This is a genomic window from Butyrivibrio sp. YAB3001 (genome assembly GCF_900112195.1).
GTDB lineage: Bacteria > Bacillota > Clostridia > Lachnospirales > Lachnospiraceae > Butyrivibrio.
In genome coordinates, this window is sequence record NZ_FOKR01000018.1 from 52,541 (window position 1) to 78,149 (window position 25,609).

The window sequence follows — 25,609 nt, forward strand, 5'->3', positions numbered from 1 at the left end:
GATGCTAAAGCATCCGCGCTCGGCGCGAGAGTTTTGCAGGCAAAACTCTTTGTTCTTAGAACTGAAAATAAATAAATGTACTTACATTTGATAAAGAAATGAATGACCACACAAACAAAATAACAAACGCGGCAACTGTTTTTTTGCTGTAAGTTGTCTCTTCAATTATTTCCATAGTATTCTTCATTCTCATAACAACTGCGCAAATTGCAAGAAGTAGTATAAAGGTGATCATATACACCCATATCACTGCGTTTTGCATTCCAAGCTGAGTAAGGAGCTGTCTGAAAACGTAATTCTCCGGAATTGCCAGATTTTCAACTGTTCTATATAAGAAGCCCGGATAAGTCCAGAAGAAAAATCTCTTAAACATCTGAAGTGCATAGGTCATATTTTTTGAACCAAAGAAAACAAGCGATATCAGGAATAAAACAAAAGTAATTGCATTTCCCAGTCCTCGCGGAATTGTAACCAGCGCTTTATCTCCCAAGAGATATTTTTCTTTTTTAACATTATTATTATCTTCTGATCTCTTTTTATCTGAAATACCGATTATTCCCAGATTATCAAATACAACCAATAATCCCTGCATAAGTCCCCAACATATATAAGTCCAACCGGCGCCATGCCACAATCCGCTAAGAACAAATACAATCAGAACATTTAACATGGTACGCAGCTTTCCTTTTCTGCTTCCACCAAGAGGAATGTACACGTATTTGATAAAAAATCTTGAAAGAGTCATATGCCAGCGCTGCCATAATTCCTTGGAGGATGCAGCCTTATAAGGAGAATTAAAATTCACAGGAAGCTTATATCCAAGCATAAGGCTTACTCCATACGCCATATCGCAATATCCTGAAAAATCCAGATATATCTCAAAAGTATAGGCCAGCATAACCAGTGCTACTGTGATGGTATCAAGATAATAAGTCTGGGTAAAACCGTAGTTTACAGCCTTCGCCAGGTTATCTGCAAGAAGTACCTTTTTTGACAATCCAATGATAAATGCCATTATTCCTTTAGCCATTTTATCAGCATCATAATGCCTTAATGATTTGTCCTTAAACTGATCTATCATTTCTTTATGAAAAGCAATTGGTCCCTGAGTAAGCTTAGGAAAATAGGCTGTATAAAGTGCGTATTCAGTAAATGAATAGCATGGAGCTTCTCCATTTGCTCTGTCTATGATAAAAGATATCTGCCCGAAGGTAAAAAAGCTTATTCCAATGGGCATCAGTATTTCTTTTGCAGAAAATGTCGTCCCTGTAAGAGCATTTAAATTCTCGGTAAAAAATCCAAGATATTTAAAATAAAATAGCAGTAAAAGATTAGCAAGAACACCGATTACTTTGATAATCTTCTTTATGGATTCCTTTCCTTTAGAATCAGCCTTTCGGTTATCAATATAATAAATAAGCACGCTAATTCCATAGTTTACAAATATGCTCAGCAAAAGAATCTTATAAAGCCCTTCGCCAAAAGAATCATAAAAGATTATGGACATCATTACCAAAAATAAGTCAGCAACCTCATAAAACTTTATCTTATTTAGTCCGTACCACCCACATAAAAGAATAGGAAGAAATATAAGTATAAATCTAAAGGAATTAAACCCCATTACCAAACCCCTTATTTTCAATTTTTGTTTTGAACCATTTATGTCTGAACATTAGCTGTATTCTTTATTTTTTATTTTATTAAAAATGATGTATCACAACTTAATACATCCAAGCAAACATCAAGAGTATAACAAATTAGCTGTTTTGTGTAAAACTACGAGAGATATTACTTCCAATAAGAATTTATCTCAATCAGTTCATTATCAGTTATCCTGGCTCCATCAAATGTATAAGAAAGCGTTATCTTTGCCTCTGCTCCTTTTTTGGTTGAATCACTTTGTCCCTGATTGGCTCTGAAATTACCAAGAGAATAATAAACAATTGTTTTGCCACCATTTTCTCTTTCAAGAGTTTCTACTTTCTGTACAACATGCGGATGACTTCCTATGACAATGTCAGCTCCGCCTTTTGCAAAAAGATCAGCGAAATGCTTCTGATAATCTGTTATTTCTTCCTTGTACTCATCGCCCCAATGCACGAATATCATTATAATGTCTGATTCTTTTTTAGCTTCTCTTAAATCCTGCAAAAGCTTTTCTTCTTCGTTTTCTGTTCTTGGAAGATAATGAATCATATTCGGATATTTTTTACTTGTATCTCCCTGATTTGTTCCATAGGTAAAAGAAAACATTGATATAGAGATACCGTTTTTACGCATGATTTCATATGGTCTGTATTCAGTATCATTGCTGTTTTGAATTCCAATACATGTTATCCCATGATTATCAAAAAATGTCTTTGTAAGATCAATTCCATTCTTTCCCTTGTCCAACACATGATTATTTGCACAGGAAATAACATTAAATCCTGCATTTATCAAGGCTTCTCCAACTTCCACAGGTGAACCAAATATGGGATATCCACTCACGCTATTCTTATTATCCACAAGAACTGTCTCGCAGTTAACTGCTGCAATATCAGCATTCTTTATTTCCTCCTTAAATGGCTCATATAAAAAATCAAAACTTCCATTTTTCTCATTTGCAGCATATCTATAAATTGCTTCGTGAATGATGTTATCGCCAAAAGCCACAATTTCCACTGTGTTGTCAATTTTTTTAAGTCCCCAGCTATCCCATGCCCAGAGTGTGGTTTCATCATCAATATCTTCAACCATTATTATGGAATTATTCTTTTCAAAAGGCTTTATTCTCTTAATCCTTAGCCCTGTATCGGATGCAAACCACATGGGCACAATTGTTTTTTCGTCATTACTTTCTCTATAAATAAAAAGATGCTGAGAGTATTTTTCTTCATCCTTTTCTATCCAAAAAGGCCTGTGTTTTCCAAATTTACCTTTCTTCCAGACAAGTGCTATTATCTCTTCTTTTCCGTCTCTATCTATATCAGAAAGAATTACATCCTGCACTTTCAGCTTATTTTCCGTTTTAAATACTTCATTTTTTTGTGTGTCAAATACAATAATTTTTTTTTCAAATAGCTTAATGGTAAAAGCATTATTTTGGAATGTTATCTCTTTATCATTCCATTTTACCCAACCGGGAATTGAATTGTTTTTTATAAAAATTTTTCCAATACAAATAGCTACTACTATTCCTAAGAATAGCAGTAGCCACCTGATATTTTTATTAAATATCGATACTTTTTGTATCTTTATCATCTTTTACCTATACGATAACTATTAGTCCATTCAGGCTGCTCAGGCTTATTTTCATATTCTACCCAGTTGTAATCATCATCAATATACCCGCCTGAAAGGCTTCTCTGAAACTCTTCATCAGTCATGCGATCTGCCATTGGCACGGTAAACTGATAAAACGAATATGCGCTTCCGCGAGCTACATGCAATTCTCCATCAATTGGAAATACAACATATATTAGATCAACATCCCCTGAACCAACCTCAAGAACTTCTCCATTAGGATTTGTCGCAATATCCGCAACTACAGGGCATGGTGCCTGGTAACTGTATACAAGATTACCATCATATTTATCCTTATTTACTTCCATCCAGAAATGTTCGAGATATCCGCCATAGCATCTGATAAACTCATACTCATCATCAGTTAAAGCTTCATTTCTAAGCTCTTTTTCAGATATTGTCAAAAGAGTTCCTGCAATCTCTGATAATTTTTCCAGATCTTCTTTTGCTGTAGTTTCAAGCATTCCAAAGCCTTCAAGGCCTTCCTTAGTCTTTTCTGAAAGGAACTTGAATCTGCTGTAGATTACAGGCTGCGGGTCAACATATCCTCTGTCATCATAAACTTCTTCATCTCCGCCACCCATCTCAGCCATTACCTGCTTGGCATAAAGAATGGTATCGTGCTTTAACTCTGCATATGAACCTGCAAATGTCTCAAGATTTTTCTTTTCCCACTCATCATTCTGCATATATGATGGATAGCCTTCGCCTTTTTTCTCAAAAAGAGGTCTCAATGTGTTGAGCCATCCTGCATATAGACTAGCATTCCATAAAGACGGTTCATCGTTATTAAAATGCTCTTTTAAAAGCTGAAGATTATCTGTGTAATTCTTATATTCAGTATCACCCTGTTTCTCAAGAATAGTCATAGCAGCCTCTGATCCAAGCGCTGCTGCTGTATCAAGTGTATCAGGGAGATATCTGTTATCGCCATTACTATTTGCGCCAACTGAGCTATATACAAGTCTCTGCATTATAGCTGCATCGATTGTAAATCTCTGCCCCATAAATCTATAGGATACAATAACAGGATTTTCACCGTCCTCAACCGGGATAGAGTTTATAGCCGGAGGGTTAAGTTTTTTAGCGCTTTCACATAATGCTGAAATTTTAGAGGTATCTGAAAGCTCGGAAACTTCAGGTTCTTTTCCATAAATATCATTTACAAGCTCTGAAAATTCATAAAAGCCTGTATCATCTGATTTTCCGGCAAAAAAGCTTGTTATCTTATATATGCTTTCCCAGTTTTCTTTATGCTTGGAAATTGCTATAGTCTGAAGAAGCGCACTTTTTACCATATCTTCATTATCAAGCACGAAAGGAATTCTTCCGTACCACATCATTGCACGGAAATAGTGCTCAAGCTGCTCGTCACCGTCGTAATATCCTCTTGGCTTATACTGAGTATAGTCTTCTTCCTTATCATTCAAAAGACATGTGCCTATGCCCTGAGCGCTCATTATCTTATCATACTCATCTTTACACATACTTATGAATTCATCATTATTTATCGGAGCCTGCGCATTCTCATCCAGAAGCATATTTCCAACATTGAAAAACGCCAGATTTCTGAGGGCAGCTTTTTCAAAATCAGTTCCTTTTAACTGTTCATACTGATCTGCCAATTCGTTAAGCATATCACTGGTCAGAGTCTTTAATGTATCGCTAAGATAAGTTTTCTCAGACTGCTTCATGAGATATGCAAAATATAGATGGTAAGTATGCATCAGGGAATCTACAGTAACAAAACTTGGATACATATTATAGCGGTTTCCTTCGTAAATATCGAAAAACTCGTCCGCTCCATATCTCACAACTGCAAAATTGTTTTTTATAAGAGATTCTCTAAGTTCCTTAACATCATTATATTCATTTTGATTTTCAAGATTAAAAATATAATCAAGATTTTCCTCATATACTATATTTGAAAAGTCTTCATTTACTTTATATGAGGGAATCGAAGGAACAAGGTTTTCATCGTAATACTTTATCTCTGAATCCCCAAGCAGAGATTCCGCAGATGATACATTAGGAATACTAGCTTCATTATTCTCATCCGATTTTTCGGTAACTTCTGTTTGAGTGTTTTCTTCCTTTTTTTCATTTTTTTCTTCTGAGTTGTCTTTTTCAGAAGTATCAGATGTTTCATCTGTTTCTGTAGGTATCGAACTGCACCCCGATACAACAAGTGCCATTGCCATTAAAATGGTTAATACTCTTTTTTTCATAACTTTTGCCTCCCTTTATAACTAGTTCAATATCTCGAAATAATCCGGATCATTTCTATCAATTTTAATATTTTAAAGTATGTTCGAACTAGATTGAATTCTTGTCTGTTCAATAATCCTCGCAGGAATGCAGATTTTGTCTCAGCTTATGTTTCTTACTATTCCGACAGATACATAATTATCAAGGACTGCGCCGTAATCAGTGTCATCTTCGGAAGACGGCATATACTTTCCATCAACCATAAGACTCAATCCGCCATTTGAAAACTCTTCAACAGCTTTATAACTATCCGTGAAAAAAGATTTCCTTGATACCTTTCGGTCTCTTAAAACACCTTTACATTCTTCGAGTTTGCATTGCGGAAAATTAACATTCCATATCTGTCCCTGAACATAAGGCTTTTCTATAAGCTCTTTTATTATGTCCTCCAGATATTTATCAGTTACTTCATGGCATCCATTCATTCCCTCTGAAAATGCGATTGAAAGGTATCCTTGAAACTCACCTTCAAAAGCTGCTCCTGCTGTAGCTGAATACTGGATATCTGACGCAACATTATATCCGAAATTTATTCCTGAAAAAACAAAATCAGGTTTCTCCGGCATAATGTTAAGTGTTCCCACCCTCACACAATCACCCGGAGTTCCACTGCACGAAAAAGCATGAACGCCCTCAACAGGAAATTCATGGGGATGAACGTCAATCGGATGTCTTAAGGTAATACTGTGAGAAGCTGCACTTCTCTGACTTTCCGGTGCTACAATCCAAACATCACCAAATTTTTTTGCTGCCTGGGCAAGTCTTCTTATACCATCAGACTCGATTCCGTCATCGTTAGTTATCAATATTTTTTTCATAAAAATCTCCTTTTACCGCAGTCATAATAATCGTATCGCACAAGCCTTTTTAATGCAACTTATCAATTTTTCAGAAAACTTTTCGTGTTGGTTGCTTTCATATACATAACAGTTGCATCAATAAAAACGGTTTGCTTTACCCATCTTAATTTTTGGTAAAACAAACCGTTTAAACTCATCACTTGAATAGGAGCTGTGCAAAATTGTAAAATCCTAAATACCATACTTTAAAGTCATGTACTCCAGGAACTTCCTGCCACATATAGTTCTTTCCATCAACGAACTGGTCACATACATCAGGAAGTGTCTTGGCTGCTGCTGAATGTGCTGCAAGAGCTACATTATCACTCTTTCCGCAGACATTGTAGAAATAGTAGATTGGATACTCATTATCCTTAAGTATCTCTGCTGTCTTAGCTGCCGGATTACTTGTTGGCGCAGCTGAAAATGCTCCGTAATATCCAAACAGATCTACACATTCACCAATACCAATATTTATAGTCTGCATTCCTCCCATTGAAAGACCTGCCATGGCACGGTGTTCTCTTGTAGCAGACATATCATAGCCTTCATTACTATATTCTGCATATGTACTGTAATGAGACTCAATATATGGTATAAGATCATTTCTAAGCTCCTGACCAAAGCAATAAAATGAATTATAATCTGAGCCTTCTTTTGCGTGATTTGCAGCTGATCTTCCGTTAGGAGTTACAACGATAAATGGTTCAATATCACCATAATATGTGAGATTGTCCATGATCATCTTAACCTTTGAGCTTGACCCTGTCATTCCCCATTCTGCTTCATCGCCGCCAATTCCGTGCATAAGGTAAAGAACATTGTATTTCTTATCCTCGCTATATCCGGCAGGAAGATAAACATTTGCTTCTTTGGTTATTTCTGAGCCATCGCCAAAATAATCCTTTGAAGTATATTCAATGTGCTCAATCTTGCTATCAACATCAAATCTCAGACTGCTGTATTTCACCGGAATAAGGCTATCACTGATTTCTGCAGTAGGAACTTTCTCCTCGCTTGCATCTGCTTCAACAACCTCTGTGTCTACTTCAGATGTTTCCTGCTCTATTGCCTGTGCAATTCCGTCTGTTTTTTCATCTGAACCGTTCTCTGCTACATTTTCTTCTACTGTTTCATTTGTCTGATTTTCTGTGTTTTCCTGTACTGTCTCTTTTACCATATTGTCATCCCCATTTTCTATAGCTTTGTTTTCACTTACCTGGCCGCACCCTGTAAACAACAGTTGCAATGCCATTATTCCCACTAATAGTTTTTGTCTTTTCACAGACATGTACCTCCCGTAACAAATAATCTCCAACATGCCTATTTTAGCACTATAGCTCTTTTCCTGATAATTAGATATAGCTTTATATTGCTTAAATACTGCTTTGTTAGGAAAAAGAAAAATCCTGAAAAGTTTTCACCTCTCAGGATTTTAATAATCTTTTTTTATTTTACCAGACGAATCACGTTCCAGCTTCTTGCAGGAAGTGTGCTTGTAAGAATACCGCCATCAATCTTGCAAGCCTTTGTATTATCAGAAGGCTTTACATTATCAGGATTTTCTTCTGTGTTGACAGCCTTTAGATCTGTATGAGTAAGAACGCTATGCTCAACAACCTTGTAATCTGCAAACTGTCTAAGATCACATGTAAGTTCAAAATCATCTTCAAGATTCTTGTTTACTGCAAAAAGAGTAACTGCTTCATTTTCCTCATCGTTTACCACTACGCAGTCAACAAATGGAGCATCACCGTGCTTGGATTCATATGTAGGAACTTTTACAACAGTGTTTAAAACTTCGCCGCGTCCATAAACACTTGTCTGCATATATGGATAAAAAATAGTCTGTCTCCATGCGCCTGTATCAGATGTCATAATTGGAGCTATTACATTTACAAGCTGTGCAAGGCAGGCAATCTTTACTCTGTCAGCATGACGAAGCATTGTAATAAGCATTGAGCCAACTAAAAGCGCATCCTCAAAGTTGTAAACGTCCTCAAGCTGATGAGGATGCTCAACCCACTTATCAAGCTTTTTATCTTGTTCATTTGAATGATACCATACATTCCATTCATCAAAAGAAAGATTGATTGTCTTTTTCTTTCTCTTGATAGCCTTAACATAATCGCAGATGCTGACAACCTGACTGATAAACTGATCCATTGCCACACTGTTTGCAAGGAAGTTAGGAGTGTCATTCTCACCATTTCCGTAGTACTGGTGAAGTGAGAGATAATCAATGTTATCATACGCATTTTCAAGAACTGTGCGCTCCCAGTTACCAAATGTTGGCATTGTAAGATTAGATGAACCACAGGCAACAGTCTCAATTGTCGGATCAACAAGTTTCATGATCTGACCTGCTCTGTCAGCTTTACGTCCATATTCCTCTGCTGTTAAGTGTCCCATCTGCCATGGGCCATCCATTTCATTTCCAAGACACCAGAGCTTGATTCCGTATGGATCCTTAACCCCGTTCTTTATTCTCATGTCGCTGTATTTAGTTCCGCTCTTCATGTTGCAGTATTCAACAACATTCTTGGCATCTTCTATTCCTCTTGTGCCAAGGTTTACTGCATACATAGGATTTGTTCCGGCTTTTTTGCACCAGTTCATGAATTCATCAAGTCCGAACTGGTTAGTTTCAACAACTCCCCACGCAAGCTCTATTCTGCGTGGTCTGCTTTCCTTAGGTCCAACGCTGTCTTCCCAGTTAAATGCTGATACAAAGTTTCCGCCGGGATATCTTACAATCGGAACATTTATTTCCTGAATAAGCTTTATTACATCTTCTCTATATCCGTCTTTATCTGCAAATTTATTACCCGGCTGGTAGATTCCTTCATATACTGCACGTCCAAGGTGCTCAATGAATGAACCAAAAATTCTCTCGTCAACTTTACTTATTGTAAAGTCACGATCAATGCATACCTGAACTTTATTGTCTTTTTTCATTTTAAATACCTCTAAAATAATTTAATGTCACATAAATAATATAATACATTATTTATAAAAAGAAAATGGAAATAAAATAATTATTTCTAAAAAAAATGTTAATATGTAGGTAAGTTAATTACAAGATTGGAGATAAAAATGAGTTCAAAAAAAGCACTGATTAAACTTGGTTTCTTTTCCGCACTATTCGGTGGATTATACGCTTTTAGCGATTATATTTATAAGATTTCATCTGTTCCACATCAACATACAGATGAAGACAAAGATTTCGACCCTTCTATAACTGAAGGACGTATGTATGTACGAAATCATCCTCTTAGACAGGATATGTACATCCAGTCTTTAGATAATCTAAAACTTCACGCTTCTTATATTCCTTCAAAGAATAAAAGCCATAAATATGCGATCATCATTCATGGAATCTGGGATAATCATGAAGCAAACGGAGTATATGCAAAGCACTACCATGACAAGGATATAAACTGTCTTCTTCCTGACCTTAGAGGCTTTGGGAAAAGTGAAGGTAAATATATAGGTTATGGATATGATGACAGATTAGATATTATTGAATGGATAAACTGGATAATAAAAAGAGATTCTGACGCTAAAATAATACTGCATGGAATGAGCATGGGCTCAGCTACAACACTTATGACAACAGGAGAAAAACTTCCCTCAAATGTAAATGCTGCAATTGCAGACAGCGCATATGCAACACTCCGCGAACAGTTTGCGCATACCTATAAGAGTTTCAAGGGATCCTTTGTTCCGGTTCCAATTGCGCTGTTTCTTTCAAGGATTATCATCTATTTCAGATCAGGATTTGATATCAATAAGGTTAATCCTATTGATGCAGTAAAACATTCGTCAACACCAACTCTTTTCATACATGGTGATGACGATACGTTCATAGATCCTAACATGTGCTCAAGACTCTATGAAGCAGCTAACTGTCCTAAACAGTATTGCATGATTGCTGGTGCAGGGCATATTGAGAATGTGGTAAAAGATCCTGTAAGCTATTGGGGAAAAATTGACAGTTTCCTTGAACATTATAAATTCTTAGATGCTTAATATATAAAGATGAGCATTATACATTAATCAATCAAAATAAGCCTCTCAGCAAAGTCAATTGTGTTTGTTTACACTTACAAATAACTTTGCTTAAAGGCTTATTTCATTTCTAAATCAAATCATCATATTAATCTGAACGATTTTAAGACAAATAACCAGAATGTCAGAGAAAAAGAACATCCAAATGTTGTTATCATTATGATACTACTGCTAAGCGTTCCTTCATGTCCCATGTTCTTTGACATTATAAAACTACTTACTGTTGTCGCTGAACCAAGCATAACCAAAAGAGATATTATCTGTTCATCTCTAAATCCTATTAGTATTGCTAAAGGCATAAAGATGGCAACAAGTAAGAATAGTTTTATGAAACTTGCAGTAACTGCCGGTTTTAGCTTGTTTACAGCTTTTTTATAATCAAATGTCGCTCCCATTGACATAAGACCAAGCGGAGTTGCAAGATCACCTATATTATTTACTACTTTTCCCATTATTGTAGGCATTGGAACCCTTACAAGAGACCATAATAAGCCACAGAAAATACCTATCAGGATTGGATTTGTAAGTATTCCTTTTATTGTCTTTTTTACAAGTTCTTTTTTTACATTTTCATCGCTGTTATTTTCACTTGTATATCTTCCAAGAATAGCTGATTTTGGTGCTGTTACCGTTAAAACAATAACTGCAAAAATATTATAGAGTGGCACGCTCCCAATTATCATGAGAGGTGCCATTCCTGTACTTGCTTCGCCATAAATATTGTGAATAAATGCAATACCAAGAAGAGCAGCGCTGCTCCTGTAAGACCCCTGTATAAATTCTCCGGCTTCTGATCTGTTTTTTATAAAAAGCTTTCCGATAAGTGAAATAATACAAATACTCGAAATAGTCGCAAAGAAACAAAAACCTACGAATTTGCCATCCCATGTTCCTGCAAAATCCTGACCTGCAAGGTCTTCAAACAACAATACCGGAAGTGCAATTTTAAATACAAACTTATTCATCCATGCTGCTGATTTTTCATCAATGATGTGAATCTTATTAAAAAAATAACCAAGCACCATTAAAAGAAAAATCGGAAGAGTTGCATTTAAACTAAATATCAGATTATTCACTGTCATTTCTCCTGCTTTTTTATTCAAACCAAAAAACAAGATACTCTTTTAGATCATAAATGTAAATAGCTTAAGAAATTATTATCCCAACCGGACAGTGATCTGAACCAAGTGCATCCTTGTATATTATTGCATCTTTAACTCTTGGAAGTATGGATTCTGAAACAATAAAATAATCTATACGCCACCCAGCATTTTTAGCTCTTGCCTGAAATCTGTATGACCACCAGGAATAAGCTCCCTCAAGATCAGGATAAAAATGTCTGAAAGTATCTACCAATCCAGAATTAACTACGTTATCAAATTTGCTTCTTTCTTCATCCGTAAAACCGGCATGTCCTCTGTTGGTCTTAGGATTTTTTAGATCAATCTCTTTATGAGCAACATTTAAGTCACCACAATATATTACAGGCTTATTTTTTTCAAGATTTTTAATATAAGCAAGAAAATCATCTTCCCACACCTGTCTGTATTCAAGCCTTGATAAATCTTCTTTTGCATTGGGAACATAAACAGTTACAAGATAATAATCTTTATATTCTGCCGTTATGACTCTTCCTTCATGATCATGGTCAGGAATATTTAATCCATAGCTTACAGATATTGGCTTTTCCTTTGTAAAAATCGCAGTTCCTGAATAACCTTTTTTCTCTGCATAGTTCCAGTATTGTTCATAACCTGGAATATCAATATTTATCTGACCTTCCTGAAGTTTTGTCTCCTGAAGACATATGACATCCGGCTTTTCTGCCTCCATAAATTCATCAAAACATCCTTTTTGAACGCATGCTCTAAGTCCATTAACATTCCATGATACTAATTTTTTTTCCATAATCGCTCCAATTATAATATGCTATCTTGAATGAATCATGTTCTCACGAAAACCGAAGTAAATATGCGTTTCTGTTATTTCATGTTTGAACATATACAATTTTCATTTACCTTACTAATATATTCACAATTTTAGTATCAAAACAAGTATTTTGATTATCAATTTTGATAATTTTTAAAATATTTAGAAATTTAAGGTTGACACAATGATTTTTATAGCCAATAATCTTCATATCAACTTAGCTACGAGTTGATAAATTTTAAAGAAAGCGAGGTAACGAAAATGTTTAATAAAGTGGCGAATTTATTTCATGTTAATTTCACATCTATCTCTTTACCTCGGGTAAGTATATTCAGATAAGTCCAATTTTTACTGCATCTGAATTTAATGTGACATATTATCCTCAGGTAAATTGATTTTTACCTGAGGATTTTTTTGCGTTTATTTACGTAAAAAAATTCACGACCCGAGAATTATTTATTTGACAAAAATTATTTTCCGATTGATTTATTGACTATCATAATCAAATAGATCATTTAAAGTCGACTTGATAGAGAATCTAATTGCTTGCTTATTAATTGTTGCAATAGATTCGCAGCAATTAATTGTATTTGTGCGATTACTTTCAGTAACATATGCCTTTTAGTTAATAAATCTCTAAAGGAAAAGAGGAGGAACAATTGAAGACACTAGGATATTATGTGCGAAAGCACTGGGCAACATATACAATGGCAATTGTTTTTATGATAATCGCCATTGGCCTTGACATGATGTTCCCGAAAGTAACAGAAATTATCGTAAATGAAGTTATTATAAAAAATGATTTAAGCCGTTTCCCAATGCTACTTGGAGCGATACTTTTAATTGGTGTTGGCAGAAGTGTGTTTGGTTATATCAGAGAATTTACATTTGATAGAAACTGTATAACCATCGGCACTGAAATGAGAAAGGATCTCTTTGACCATATTCAAGGACTTTCTCTTGATTACTTTGATGATTCCAACACTGGTGAGCTGATGGCAAGGGTAAAGGATGATATTGATAAAATCTACAATCTGGTTGGTATGGTCGCTATGAGAGGCATGGAAGTTACTCTTAATTCCATTCTGATCTTGTATTTTATGTTTTCTATCAATGTACCTCTTACTTTTTTACCGCTTATTTTTATGATTATCTGCGGAGCAACTGCAATAATCATGGAAAAAAAACTTGATAAAGTTTATGACGACATCAGCGAGGAAAATGCTGAAATGACCACAATTGCTGAGGAAAATCTTGCCGGTGTGCGTACAGTTAAGGCTTTTGCAAGAGAAGATTATGAGATAAAAAAATTCTCTGTTCATAACAAGAAATTCTACCAGCTAAATATGATGGAGACTAAAGCTCTTATCAAATTTTATCCGGTATTTATGCTTTCCGGTACACTTCTTCCTGTTGCCTGCGCTGTACTTGGTGGAATAGCAGTAATTAAAGGAAACATGACTCTTGGAAGTCTTACTGCTTACATCATCTACGTAAGAAACAGTACATGGCCAATGGAAGAACTTGGATGGATTACAAATCAGTTTTCAAGTTCAATAGCTTCACTTAAAAAAATTAAAAAGATTTATGACGAACATTCAACACTTTATAACAATCCTTCACCTATTCATTTGGATAGAATTAAGGGAAATGTCAATTTTAATCATGTTTCTCTTAATCTTGGAGGAAAAGAAATACTAAGTGATGTAAGCTTTACTGTAGCAGCAGGTAAAACACTTGGAATAATGGGAGAGACCGGATCAGGTAAATCCTCAATAATTAACCTTCTTCAACGTTTCTATGATCCAAGTAAAGGTACTATAAGTTTTGATAATTTCGATATCAAATCATTAGAACTTGAACAGGTTAGAAGTGCTTCAGCTGTTGTCATGCAGGATGTATTTCTTTTTTCCGATACTATTGAAGAGAATATCAGAATGGGCAGAAGAGAAGATATGACAATGGAAGAGATTAAAAAAGCCGCTGAAATGGCTAAAGCTTCTGATTTCATTGAAAAACTCGATGATTCTTATTCAACTGTAATCGGTGAAAGAGGAGTAGGTCTTTCCGGCGGACAGAAACAACGAATCAGTATTGCCCGCGCTATTTCAAAGAATGCTCCTATACTTGTACTTGATGATTCTACTTCTGCACTTGATATGGAAACAGAATCAGAAATTCAAAAGACGCTCGATACAATAAAGAGCACAACAAGAATCATTGTTGCTCACAGAATCTCTGCTGTAAAAAATGCAGACGAGATCATATATCTCAAAAATGGTAAGATTGCCGAGCGCGGAACACATTCAGAACTTTTAAGAAAAAAAGGTCTCTATTATGACACATATATTGCTCAATATGGCGAGACCGATTTAAAGGAGGTGAGCGCATAATGGCTGCTAACTCATTTCGCGAAGATGAAAAAATTAATAATACTGACCTAAAGAAAATTTTTATTAGACTTATAAGATACTTAAAGCCCCATATTTTTGAGATTATACCTGTATTTATTTCTCTTGGTATCACTGTACTGATAAGTCTTATAAGCCCTCTGCTTATTGAATATGCAATAGATGTTCATGTTGCAAATAAAAACATTAACGGACTTCTTTTTATTTCAGGCATCATCGTTGTTCTTGGAATCATATATATTCTTTTTGTTAAGCTAAGAATGTATCTTATGAACAAAGTTGCTAATACGGTTTTGATGGATATTCGTAATGAACTTTATGAACATATCCAGACTCTTTCTTTTACATTTTTTGATAACAGACCAACAGGTAAGATACTTGCAAGAATAATTGGTGACGTCAATTCCATGAAGGACGTTATGTCTAATACAATAACAAATCTTATTCCTAACTTTATCACTGTAGTCGGCGTTGTTATCATTATGATGATCAAGGATTGGAAATTAGCTTTAGGATGTCTGGCATCCCTTCCATTAATGGTCATTAGTGTGTTTTGGATAAGAAGTGTAAATCATACCAGATGGCAGGATGTAAGAAAAAAATCTTCAAACATGACCGCATATGTTCATGAAGATATCGCAGGTATATCAGTTGTTCAAAGTTTTCATGCAGAGAATGAGACAAAAAAGACTTTTAAAGAACTTGCAAATGCTCATAGAGATGCATATATAGCTGCATGCAGAGCATCAGATCTTTTTGGCCCTTCAATAGATATGAGCTGGGCAATCAGCAGTATGGTTCTTTATCTGGTTGCGGTTAAAATCCTCGGATATACTTCCGCATCTATCGGTCTTATTACAGCATTTGCAAGTTATTCAGGTATGTTCTGGAATCCTATAATGGGATTATCAGGTTATTACAATCAGCTTATAACCAATATGTCTGCTGCAGAAAGAGTCTTTGATGTACTTGATACTAAGGCTGAAATTGTAGATAAAGAAAATGCTTTAGACCTTCAGGATATAAAGGGAAGTGTATCATTTAAAGATGTTAGCTTTACATATGACGAAGGAACTGATGCTCAGACAAAAGTTCTGGAAAATGTTAATTTTGATGTAAAGCCTGGTGAAACCATAGCACTTGTTGGTCCAACCGGTGCAGGAAAAACAACAATCGTTAATCTTATCAGCAGATTTTATGATATACAAAAGGGTAATATTTTCATTGATGGCCATAAATTAGATGACATTACTATTAACAGTCTCAGAAGACAAATGGGAGTAATGACACAGGATAATTTCATTTTCCATGGCACTGTCAGAGAAAATATTATGTATGGAAAATTAGATGCGACAGAAGAGGAGATGATTGCCGCAGCTAAAGCAGTTAACGCTCATGATTTTATTATGAGTCTGGAAAAAGGCTATGATACTGAATTAAAAGAGCGTGGCGCAGGTCTTTCCATCGGACAAAGGCAATTGCTCGCTTTTGCAAGAACCATGATATCAATGCCTAAAATACTCATTCTTGATGAAGCTACAAGTAGCATCGATACTCATACAGAAATGCTTGTACAAAAAGGTATACAGACTCTATTATCCGGTAGAACCAGCTTTGTAATTGCTCATCGTTTATCTACTATCAAAAATGCTGACAGAATCTTCGTCATAAATAATGGCGGCATTATGGAAAGCGGCAATCATAATCAACTTATTGCAAAACATGGTGCATACTACGATCTTTATATGGCACAGTTTGCATAAACATTACCATCGAGTCTGATTCATTCAAGATTATATATGCAATAAAAAAGACGGTCATAATCCGTCTTTTTTTATACTTTAAATTATAAATCTCTTCTTACTCTTTGAAGGTTCTCATCCGTTTCTTTTAACATTTCACGAAGTGATAGATTATCATCATAACTAAATTCACAGATTGAATATTGAAGATTATTCATATATCTGCTTGGTTCATCTAAGAGTTTTACATTTTGTGCTGACATTTCCTGCCTAAAATTTTCAGCCTTGGTCTCTTCCTCAGTTATCTGTATAACAGCAAATTCATTACCTCGTATTCGCCCATAGATACCGTCGCTAAATACTTCCTCCAAAACCTGAGATACTCTTCTGACAGCTCTGTCGCCTTCTTCATGCCCGTACATCTCATTTATCACTTTTAATGAATCCATGTAGATATATGCAACTATTGCATATGATCCCGGTCTAAATTTCTCTTTTAACAGATCATAAGCTTTAGCAAAGAATCCTCTTCGGTTAAGACCACCGGTAAGATAGTCCTGATCTCCAATGTGATCAAGTACTGAATCATCTCTTGCAAGTTCTTCCTGAACTTCATAGAGCTCTTCATTTTTCTTTTTAAGTTCTTTTTCCAGATATGATACTCTTGAAACTCCTGTCAAAAGACTTGTAAGACAGTCAAAAAAGTAATCAGATAGCATATTCTTGGTGAAGTCAGTTATTACAAGACCAAGCTGATACTCACCTACAAAGAGGCTTCCGGCAATAAGAATTGACGGCTTATCTGCTGTAACATTTTTGATAATGTGATCAGTCCATATTTTTCTGTCACTATCAGAATAATCCGTTATAACACCATCAGCCATATTTGATTTAATAACAATGCTGTCTGGCCTTGCCCACCAATATTTAACAGTGTTATTGATTTTCTTATCATATAACATTACAGAAAAATTCTTAATATCTTCACACGCAAGTTCCTGTGCAAAGGCATCATAAGCTTTTTCTGAAGGATATTTTTTATGAAGTGTTTTATAACCTAATTTTGCAAGACAGGACATTCCTTCATTATCTTCAGTATAGACAAAATCTATATTCCTAAGCTCTGATTTTTCAGGAAGTTTTTTAGTGGATGCATAATGAATTGCATCTACTACAGCTTCATATCCAAGCTGTTCAAAACCTTCTTTTTCAACATCAACTTCATTTATTGAAGTAAAACCTTCCTGCTCGCTTAGAGTTAGGAGAGGAGTATTGGAAAATTTATTTAAAAATGCTTCTCTTTTTAAAATTGGAGCATTTTTACCAATTCTCTCAATATCGACTATTATCGCATCAAAACTAAAATCTACAGCATAATCAAAAACTGATAAATACTGATAGTCGTATAAATTTGTCTCAGTTTCATCTGAAACCAGGTACTTACCAGGCATGATACATAACGTAATATCATTATCTTTTGCTGCCTGGTATGCACCGACACAAATCTTTTTAACCTCTTTATCTTCTAATTCCGAAACTAATAGTCCGATATTCATTGACCCCTCATTTGCCCCTAATTTAATCTTCCTCTATTTCTTCAGGTACATCATCTATATTATCGATATCATGATCACCATCAGAAATCTTTTCTCTTACCTTAGCAATCTGTGCAACCGTTACACCCTTATCAAGATTGATCATCTTAACACCTGATGTAACTCGTCCATGAACAGTAATCTCATCCATTCTAAGCTGAATAATGATACCTGCATTAGTTATCATCATGATTTCATTGTCATCATTTACAGCCTTAACACCGATTACATTTCCGGTCTTTTCTGTAATCTTATAGCACTTAACACCTTTACCGCCTCTGAACTGGCTATGGAACTCATCGAGTGTTGTTCTCTTTCCATATCCTTTTTCAGAAACTATAAGAAGTGAATCCCCCTGTGTATTTAACTGCATTCCAACAATTTCATCTGTATCATCAAGCATCATTCCTCTAACACCTATAGAGGATCTGCCAGTTGAACGAACATCGTTTTCATCAAAGTGAATACACATTCCATTCTTAGTTACCAAAAATACTTCTGCATCTTTAGTAACTGTCTTAACTTCTATAAGCTCATCATCATCTCTAAGGCTGATAGCAGCAAGTCCTGTCTTTCTAACATTTGAAAACTCAGTAATAGGTGTCTTTTTAACAGTACCTTTTTTGGTAACCATGAAAAGACTCTTTTCCTCATCTTCAAATCCCTTTACAGGAATCATTGCAGATATCTTTTCTCCCGGCGCAAGCTGTAGAAGATTAACAATTGCCATTCCTCTTGATGTTCTTGAAGCTTCCGGAATCTGATAAGCTTTAAGCCTGTAAACTCGACCTGTATTTGTAAAGAACATTATGTAATTATGAGTTGTGGTCATAAGGATATCTTCAACAAAATCATTTTCTATTGTTGTGATTCCCTTAATTCCCTTACCACCACGGTTTTGTGACTTAAAGTTATCAATTGACATTCTCTTGATATAGCCAAGATTTGTCATTGCTATTACTGTATTTACGTTTGGTATAAGGTCCTCTGTATCTATATCAGAGTCATCATGTCCAATCTGTGATTTTCTGTCATCACCATATTTATCTTTTATCTCAGTAATCTCAGTTCTAATTACTCCGAGAAGTAATTTCTCATCAGCAAGAATAGCTTTTAACTCCTCGATTTTCTTTAAAAGCTCTGCATGTTCCTGCTCAAGCTTATCTCTTTCCAAGCCTGTCAGAGTACGAAGTCTCATGTCAACAATAGCCTGTGCCTGAATGTCAGTGAGACCAAATCTGCTCATCAACTGTTCTTTTGCAATAGCTACTGTTTCACTGCCTCTGATAATCTTTATGACTTCATCGATATTATCAAGAGCTATGAGCAAGCCTTCTAAGATGTGATTTCTTTCTTCTGCCTTATTAAGATCATATTTTGTTCTTCTTGTTACAACTTCTTCCTGATGCTTGATATAATGCTTAAGCATCTCTGTGATACTAAGTACCTTAGGTTCATTGTTAACAAGAGCAAGCATTATGATTCCGAAAGAATCCTGCATCTGTGTATGCTTATAAAGCTTATTAAGCATTATATTAGGATTTACATCATTTCTAAGTTCAATGACAACCCTCATACCTTCTCTGTCAGATTCGTCGCGAAGGGCAGTAATACCATCAAGCTTTTTGAGTTTAACAAGTTCTGCTATCTTTGAAATCATGTTAGCCTTATTAACCAGATATGGAAGTTCAGTAACTACAATCCTGTTCTTACCATTCTGCATAGGCTCTATGTTTGTTACGGCTCTTACTACAACCTTACCACGTCCGGTTCTGTATGCCTCTTCAGCTCCTCTGGTTCCTAAGATAATACCACCGGTTGGAAAATCAGGTGCCTTAACAATATCAAGAATTTCTTCAATCTCAGTTTCTCTATCCTCAAGAACCCTGTTATCAATCATCTTGACTACAGCATTTATGACTTCTCTCAAATTATGAGGTGGAATGTTTGTCGCCATACCAACAGCGATACCTGTTGTACCATTTACCAAAAGGTTAGGATATCTACTTGGTAGGATAGAAGGCTCTTTTTCTGTTTCATCAAAGTTAGGTACAAAGTCTACTGTATCTTTATTGATATCAGCTATCATCTCCATGGAGATTTTAGTAAGTCTTGCCTCTGTATATCGCATGGCAGCTGCACCATCACCATCAACAGAACCAAAATTTCCATGTCCGTCTACAAGACAATATCTCATTGACCATGGCTGCGCCATATTTACCAAAGAACCGTAAATTGAACTATCGCCATGTGGATGATATTTACCCATTGTATCGCCGACGATACGTGCACATTTACGATGTGGCTTATCCGGTCCGTTATTCAGTTCTATCATTGAATATAATATTCTTCTTTGAACAGGCTTCAGACCATCTCTTACATCCGGAAGAGCACGTGCTGCAATAACACTCATGGCATAATCTATATAGTCAGATTCCATGGTCTTCTGAAGATCAACTTCCTTTATTCTGTCAGTAGTAGTTTTATCAAAAACATCATCTGGCATTTCATTATTGTTGATATTGTTATTATCTGCCATTATATTTTTCCTTTTTTATGACTTATGTTTTTTATTTGATCATAAATTTATTAGTTTTTCATTTATATAACAACTAATAATATGATCAAATTATATTTTTTGATTCACATTATGCATGATTAATCAGAACCATGTATCAAGATTTTTAACAAATTTAGCGTTTTTCTCGATAAATTCTCGTCTTGGCTCAACTTTGTCACCCATAAGAGTAGTGAATGTTACATCAATATCTGATTTAGATTCTTCATCCATATTAACTCTGAGCAAAACTCGTCTCTCAGGATCCATTGTAGTTTCCCAAAGCTGTTCAGGATCCATTTCACCAAGTCCCTTATAACGCTGAATCTTATTATTCTGATCTCTTCCAACATCTGTAAGAATCTTATCAAGCTCCTCATCAGAGTATGCATACCAGACCTTCTTATTTTTTTCAAGCTTATAAAGAGGTGGCTGAGCAAGATATACATGTCCCTGCTTGATAAGCTCAGGCATAAATCTGTAAAGGAAAGTAAGCATAAGTGTTGAAATATGCGCACCATCTACGTCGGCATCAGTCATAATGATTATCTTATCATAGCGAAGTTTGCTAATATCGAAATCATCATGAATTCCGGTTCCAAACGCAGTGATCATAGCCTTGATTTCAGCATTTCCGTAGATTCTGTCAACTCTTGCTTTTTCAACATTAAGAATTTTACCTCTAAGTGGAAGAATAGCCTGTGTTGCACGACTTCTTGCAGTCTTTGCAGAACCACCCGCAGAATCACCCTCTACGATAAATATCTCACAATTCTTAGGATCCTTATCAGAACAATCCGCAAGTTTTCCGGGAAGTCCAAGTCCATCAAGAGCTGATTTTCTTCTTGTCAGATCCCTTGCTTTTCTTGCAGCGTCTCTCGCTCTCTGTGCCAGAATTGCTTTTTCCAAAATCTGTTTTGCAACATTAGGATTCTGTTCAAGGTAATAAGTAAGCTGTTCGCCAACTATATTGGCAACTGCGCCTCTTGCTTCTGAGTTTCCAAGTTTCTGTTTAGTCTGTCCTTCAAACTGAGGATCTTCAATTTTTACACTGATTATAGCTGTAAGACCTTCTCTGATATCTTCACCTGTAAGATTATCTTCGTTATCCTTGAGCATTTTATTTGCTCTCGCATAATCGTTAAATGTCTTTGTAAGCGCAGCTTTAAATCCCTCAAGATGTGTACCACCTTCAGGAGTATTAATATTATTTACAAAAGTATAAATGCTCTCGTTATACGAATCATTGTGCTGGAATGACACTTCAACCTGAACATTATTCTTGTTTCCGTCAAAATACATTATATCTTCATAGAGAGCATTCTTGCTCTTATTCAGATATTGCACAAATTCTTTAATTCCGCCTTCATAGTGGAATATCTGCTTAATTGGCTCTTCATCATCCTCAACTCTTTTATCAATAAGAGTTATCTTTAATCCCTTAGTAAGGAATGCCATTTCACGCAGTCTCTGCTTAAGAATTCCAAATTCGAAAATTGTTGTTTCTCTGAATATTTCTGCATCAGGTTTGAAATATACTCTTGTACCTGTCACATTTTCAGGAGCAGTTCCAACTTCCTTAAGAGGGTAGCAGACTTTTCCTCTTTCATATCTTTGCTGATATACCTTACCACCTCTGGTAACCTGAACTTCAAGCCACTCAGAAAGTGCATTAACTACAGAAGCACCAACACCATGAAGTCCACCGGATACTTTGTATCCTCCACCACCAAATTTTCCGCCGGCATGGAGAATGGTAAATACAACTTCAACACCTGTTAATCCTGATTTATGATTGACATCTACAGGTATGCCTCTTCCATTATCCTGAACTATTATCGTATTGTCCTTATTTATTGTTACTTCGATATGATCACAAAAACCTGCAAGTGCTTCATCTACTGAATTATCAACTATCTCATAAACAAGGTGATGGAGACCTCTGCTGGCAGTAGTACCAATATACATACCAGGTCTTTTTCTTACAGCCTCAAGTCCTTCAAGAATCTGGATTTGATCGGCACCATAATTTACTGCTTCTTCGCTCATTTTTTGCTCCATTTCTTTAATTTTCACTGCTTACTGTTCCATCTGTTACTTTGAACAGCTTATCTATTGCAAATCTGTTATTAACAAATTCATCAAGTCCGGTACATGTAATAATTGTCTGAATATCGCCAATTGTATTTAATAAATAGTTTTGTCTGTTACTATCTAGTTCCGACAAAACATCATCAAGAAGAAGTACCGGGTTTTCTTTCTTAGCTTTTTTTACTATTTCAATCTCAGATAATTTGAGAGAAAGTGACGCTGTTCGCTGTTGTCCCTGTGAACCGAACTTCCTGATATCAATTCCTTCTGCCAAAGATTCATCGTCTTTTTTCTTTTGCACGATAAAAGAAAAATCGTCTTTATGCGGACCAACAGTTGTCTGTTTAGCATAAATATCTTTTTGCCTTACACTTCTTAACTTCTTTTCAAAATCATCTGCTGTAACGTTTGGTTCATAATAAATTGACAGGTATTCTTTGGATCCTGTCAGCTTTTCATGTATAGGTCTTATTATTTCATTAAGATCTTTTATAAACTTTTCTCTGGTCTTGATAATGATTGATCCATATTCATACAACTGCTTATCTTGAACATCTAAAAGTACACTGTTTTCAGGATGTTCATATAAATCCTTTAAAACTTTATTTCTTTCAATAACAAGCTTGTTGTACTTAGAAAGACTATTAAGATATATCTGATCCAACTGACACAATTCCATATCCATGAATCTGCGCCTTTCAGAAGGACCATTCTTTATGATACTAAGATCTTCCGGTGAGAAAAATACTACATTTAACCTTCCAATCAGGTCAGATGCCTTTTTAATCTTCTGCCCATCTATAGCAATTCCTTTAGATTTATTCTTGCGAAGATGCATATCTACTCGATATTCTGCATTATCCTTCTCAAGAATAGTTCTCACATGACCTTCATCTTTTCCAAAACGAATAATTTCTTTGTCTTTGCTTCCCTTATGAGATTTTGTTGTTGCTGACAAAAATATTGCCTCCAGGATATTAGTCTTTCCCTGGGCATTATCTCCATACAGTATATTTGTTCCGCTGCTGAAATCAATTTTTAATGTCTCATAATTTCTGAAATCAGCAAGCTCCAATGATTTTATTATCATTTCTCTATCTTTACCTGAGTTCCATCGTATTCAAAGATGTCACCATCATATAATTTACGACCGCGTCTTTCTTCTACCTCTCCATTGACCTTTACCAAGCCGGAAAGAATATCATTCTTAGCTTCAACTCCTGTTCCTTCAAGACCGGCCTTTTTTAAAGCCTGTCCAAGTTTAATAAAATCATCACCTTCGCGGAGTTTAATTATTTCCATTTTTACTAATCCTTTTTTATAAAAATATATCAATCAAAAGAAAAAATTATAGTAATACTAAGCTCAATCAACTGTAGTAAAGTTTACAGGAAGCACGAGATAAGTATAGGTTGAGTCCTTATCCCTAAGGAAACATGGTGCCTTTGGATTTACAAGATAAATCTCAACAATTTCATCTTCAATTGCTCTTAGCGCATCAATAAGAAACTTGGGGTTAAAACCAATCATAAGATCTTTACCCTGCTTATCAATATCTATTTCTTCATCCATACTTCCTATTGCTGAATTGATCTTAAGTTCCATTTTTCCTTCAGTAATAGCTATGATAACAGGCTTTTTATCGCCTTCTTTAACAAGTAATGTTGCACGATCAATACATTCAAGTAATTCTTTTCTGTTGACACTTATCTTGGTCTCATAATCACTTGAAAGCATCTGATCGATGCTGAAATATTCACCTTCTATAAGACGTGATACTACTGTAGTTTTTTCAAACTCAAAAAGAATATGCTTATCTGTAAAGAATATACTTACTATTTTTTCAGTATTATCTCCAAGAATTTTGCTTATCTCACCAAGTGTTTTTCCTGGAACAATAACCTTCTTGTAATTAAAATTACCATTGAGCTTTACTTTTCTGATAGATATTCTATGTCCATCCAAAGCTACAAGCTTTAAGTTTTCTCCATCAACTTCAAAAAGTTCTCCGCCCATCATTTTGTTGGCATCATTTTCCGCAATTGAGAATATTGTTTTTTGAATAACATTCTTAAGTGTATATTGAGAAATATTAACGCCATCTATCTTTTCAATCGATGGGAGATGAGTGAAGTCATCGCCTTTTCTTCCAATAAGATTAAATTTTGCTTTTTCGCAACTGATCGTCACCTTATTGTTGCTATCAGATTCTATAGTTACATCATTATCTGGGAGCTTACGGATAATATCAACCAATAACTTGGCATCTATTGCTATGTAGCCTCTTTCTAAAATGTTACCTTCTACTATTGTCTGTATACCAAGTTCCATGTCATTTGCTATGAACTTAATTATTCCTTCTGTAACATCTATAAAAATACATTCAAGAATAGACATGGTAGTTTTGGAAGGTACAGCTTTTGAAACAATCTGTAATCCATTTACAAGATTAGTTTTTGAGCAAACGAATTTCATTTAATAATTTACTCCCTTCGCGTGCGTAAATATAAAATAATTATTAATTAATAATAAAAGTATTAATAATAGCTGTTGATAAGTGTAAAACCTATTCCATTATACAATTTATGCGGCTTTTTTACAAATTTTTGGTTGTTGAAAACAAAAAAAATGGTGTTGAAAATTAAAAAGTTATAAACAAGGCAAATTTTAGCAAATGAGATATAAAAAATATATCCACCCTTAATTCACATGTTATCCCCCGATTAATCACAAGTTTTCAAGATAGTTATCCACATTTTGTGGATAACTATTCATTTTTTGTAGATAAAGTGTAAAAATAATATAAAGTCTATAATTATTT

Annotated in this window: 17 protein-coding genes; 3 read left to right on the plus strand and 14 right to left on the minus strand. The window is 35.1% G+C overall.

Annotation, left to right across the window (positions count from 1 at the left end):
- Positions 1-55: 55 nt before the first annotated feature.
- From BM086_RS16220 to arfA, 6 genes are all read right to left on the minus strand, one after another.
- Positions 56-1,621, minus strand: coding sequence for an MBOAT family O-acyltransferase (locus BM086_RS16220; RefSeq protein ID WP_092329489.1), 1,566 nt, complete (start codon positions 1,619-1,621; stop codon positions 56-58).
- A gap of 167 nt (positions 1,622-1,788) precedes the next feature.
- Positions 1,789-3,243, minus strand: a complete 1,455-nt coding sequence (locus BM086_RS16225) for a CapA family protein (RefSeq protein WP_092329494.1) — start codon at positions 3,241-3,243, stop codon at positions 1,789-1,791.
- Positions 3,240-5,513 carry a DUF3160 domain-containing protein gene (locus BM086_RS16230; RefSeq protein WP_092329498.1) on the minus strand — a complete coding sequence of 758 codons (2,274 nt, stop codon included), beginning with the start codon at positions 5,511-5,513 and terminating at the stop codon, positions 3,240-3,242. The genes BM086_RS16225 and BM086_RS16230 overlap by 4 nt, the downstream gene beginning before the upstream one ends.
- A gap of 141 nt (positions 5,514-5,654) precedes the next feature.
- Positions 5,655-6,371: a 5'/3'-nucleotidase SurE gene (surE, locus tag BM086_RS16235; protein WP_092329502.1), complete on the minus strand. Its 717-nt coding sequence runs from the start codon at positions 6,369-6,371 to the stop codon at positions 5,655-5,657.
- Positions 6,372-6,549: 178 nt separating this feature from the next.
- On the minus strand, positions 6,550-7,677 hold the full coding sequence (locus tag BM086_RS16240) for an alpha/beta hydrolase (protein ID WP_175560329.1): 1,128 nt from the start codon (positions 7,675-7,677) through the stop codon (positions 6,550-6,552).
- Positions 7,678-7,841: 164 nt separating this feature from the next.
- Complete coding sequence (gene arfA / locus BM086_RS16245; RefSeq protein WP_092329511.1) at positions 7,842-9,350, minus strand: arabinosylfuranosidase ArfA; 1,509 nt, start codon at positions 9,348-9,350, stop codon at positions 7,842-7,844.
- A gap of 138 nt (positions 9,351-9,488) precedes the next feature.
- Here arfA and BM086_RS16250 point away from each other — a divergent pair, with 138 nt between their 5' ends.
- Positions 9,489-10,424, plus strand: a complete 936-nt coding sequence (locus BM086_RS16250; protein ID WP_092329515.1) for an alpha/beta hydrolase — start codon at positions 9,489-9,491, stop codon at positions 10,422-10,424.
- Between the two features lie 122 nt (positions 10,425-10,546).
- Here the strand turns inward: BM086_RS16250 and BM086_RS16255 are convergent, their stop codons facing one another.
- Both BM086_RS16255 and BM086_RS16260 read right to left on the minus strand, forming a co-directional pair.
- Positions 10,547-11,539: an AEC family transporter gene (locus BM086_RS16255; protein ID WP_092329519.1), complete on the minus strand. Its 993-nt coding sequence runs from the start codon at positions 11,537-11,539 to the stop codon at positions 10,547-10,549.
- 70 nt (positions 11,540-11,609) lie between these two features.
- A complete protein-coding gene (locus BM086_RS16260) occupies positions 11,610-12,371 on the minus strand; it encodes an exodeoxyribonuclease III (protein WP_092329524.1) in 762 nt (253 codons plus the stop codon).
- Between the two features lie 680 nt (positions 12,372-13,051).
- Here BM086_RS16260 and BM086_RS16265 point away from each other — a divergent pair.
- Both BM086_RS16265 and BM086_RS16270 read left to right on the plus strand, forming a co-directional pair.
- On the plus strand, positions 13,052-14,785 hold the full coding sequence (locus BM086_RS16265) for an ABC transporter ATP-binding protein (RefSeq protein ID WP_092329528.1): 1,734 nt from the start codon (positions 13,052-13,054) through the stop codon (positions 14,783-14,785).
- Complete coding sequence (locus BM086_RS16270) at positions 14,785-16,566, plus strand: ABC transporter ATP-binding protein (protein ID WP_092329532.1); 1,782 nt, start codon at positions 14,785-14,787, stop codon at positions 16,564-16,566. The genes BM086_RS16265 and BM086_RS16270 overlap by 1 nt, the downstream gene beginning before the upstream one ends.
- Before the next feature lie 83 nt (positions 16,567-16,649).
- Here the strand turns inward: BM086_RS16270 and BM086_RS16275 are convergent, their stop codons facing one another.
- The 6 genes from BM086_RS16275 to dnaN form a co-directional block, all read right to left on the minus strand.
- Positions 16,650-18,101: a GGDEF domain-containing protein gene (locus tag BM086_RS16275; protein WP_092329536.1), complete on the minus strand. Its 1,452-nt coding sequence runs from the start codon at positions 18,099-18,101 to the stop codon at positions 16,650-16,652.
- Positions 18,102-18,123: 22 nt separating this feature from the next.
- Positions 18,124-20,646, minus strand: a complete 2,523-nt coding sequence (gene gyrA, locus BM086_RS16280; RefSeq protein ID WP_092329623.1) for a DNA gyrase subunit A — start codon at positions 20,644-20,646, stop codon at positions 18,124-18,126.
- 156 nt (positions 20,647-20,802) lie between these two features.
- A complete protein-coding gene (gene gyrB / locus BM086_RS16285) occupies positions 20,803-22,746 on the minus strand; it encodes a DNA topoisomerase (ATP-hydrolyzing) subunit B (protein WP_092329541.1) in 1,944 nt (647 codons plus the stop codon).
- A 16-nt stretch (positions 22,747-22,762) separates the two neighbouring features.
- A complete protein-coding gene (gene recF, locus BM086_RS16290; RefSeq protein ID WP_092329545.1) occupies positions 22,763-23,878 on the minus strand; it encodes a DNA replication/repair protein RecF in 1,116 nt (371 codons plus the stop codon).
- Entirely contained in the window at positions 23,875-24,090 is a 216-nt protein-coding gene (locus tag BM086_RS16295; protein ID WP_092329549.1) for an RNA-binding S4 domain-containing protein, read from the minus strand. The genes recF and BM086_RS16295 overlap by 4 nt, the downstream gene beginning before the upstream one ends.
- Positions 24,091-24,153: 63 nt before the next feature.
- Complete coding sequence (gene dnaN / locus BM086_RS16300; protein WP_092329553.1) at positions 24,154-25,263, minus strand: DNA polymerase III subunit beta; 1,110 nt, start codon at positions 25,261-25,263, stop codon at positions 24,154-24,156.
- Positions 25,264-25,609 lie beyond the last annotated feature (346 nt).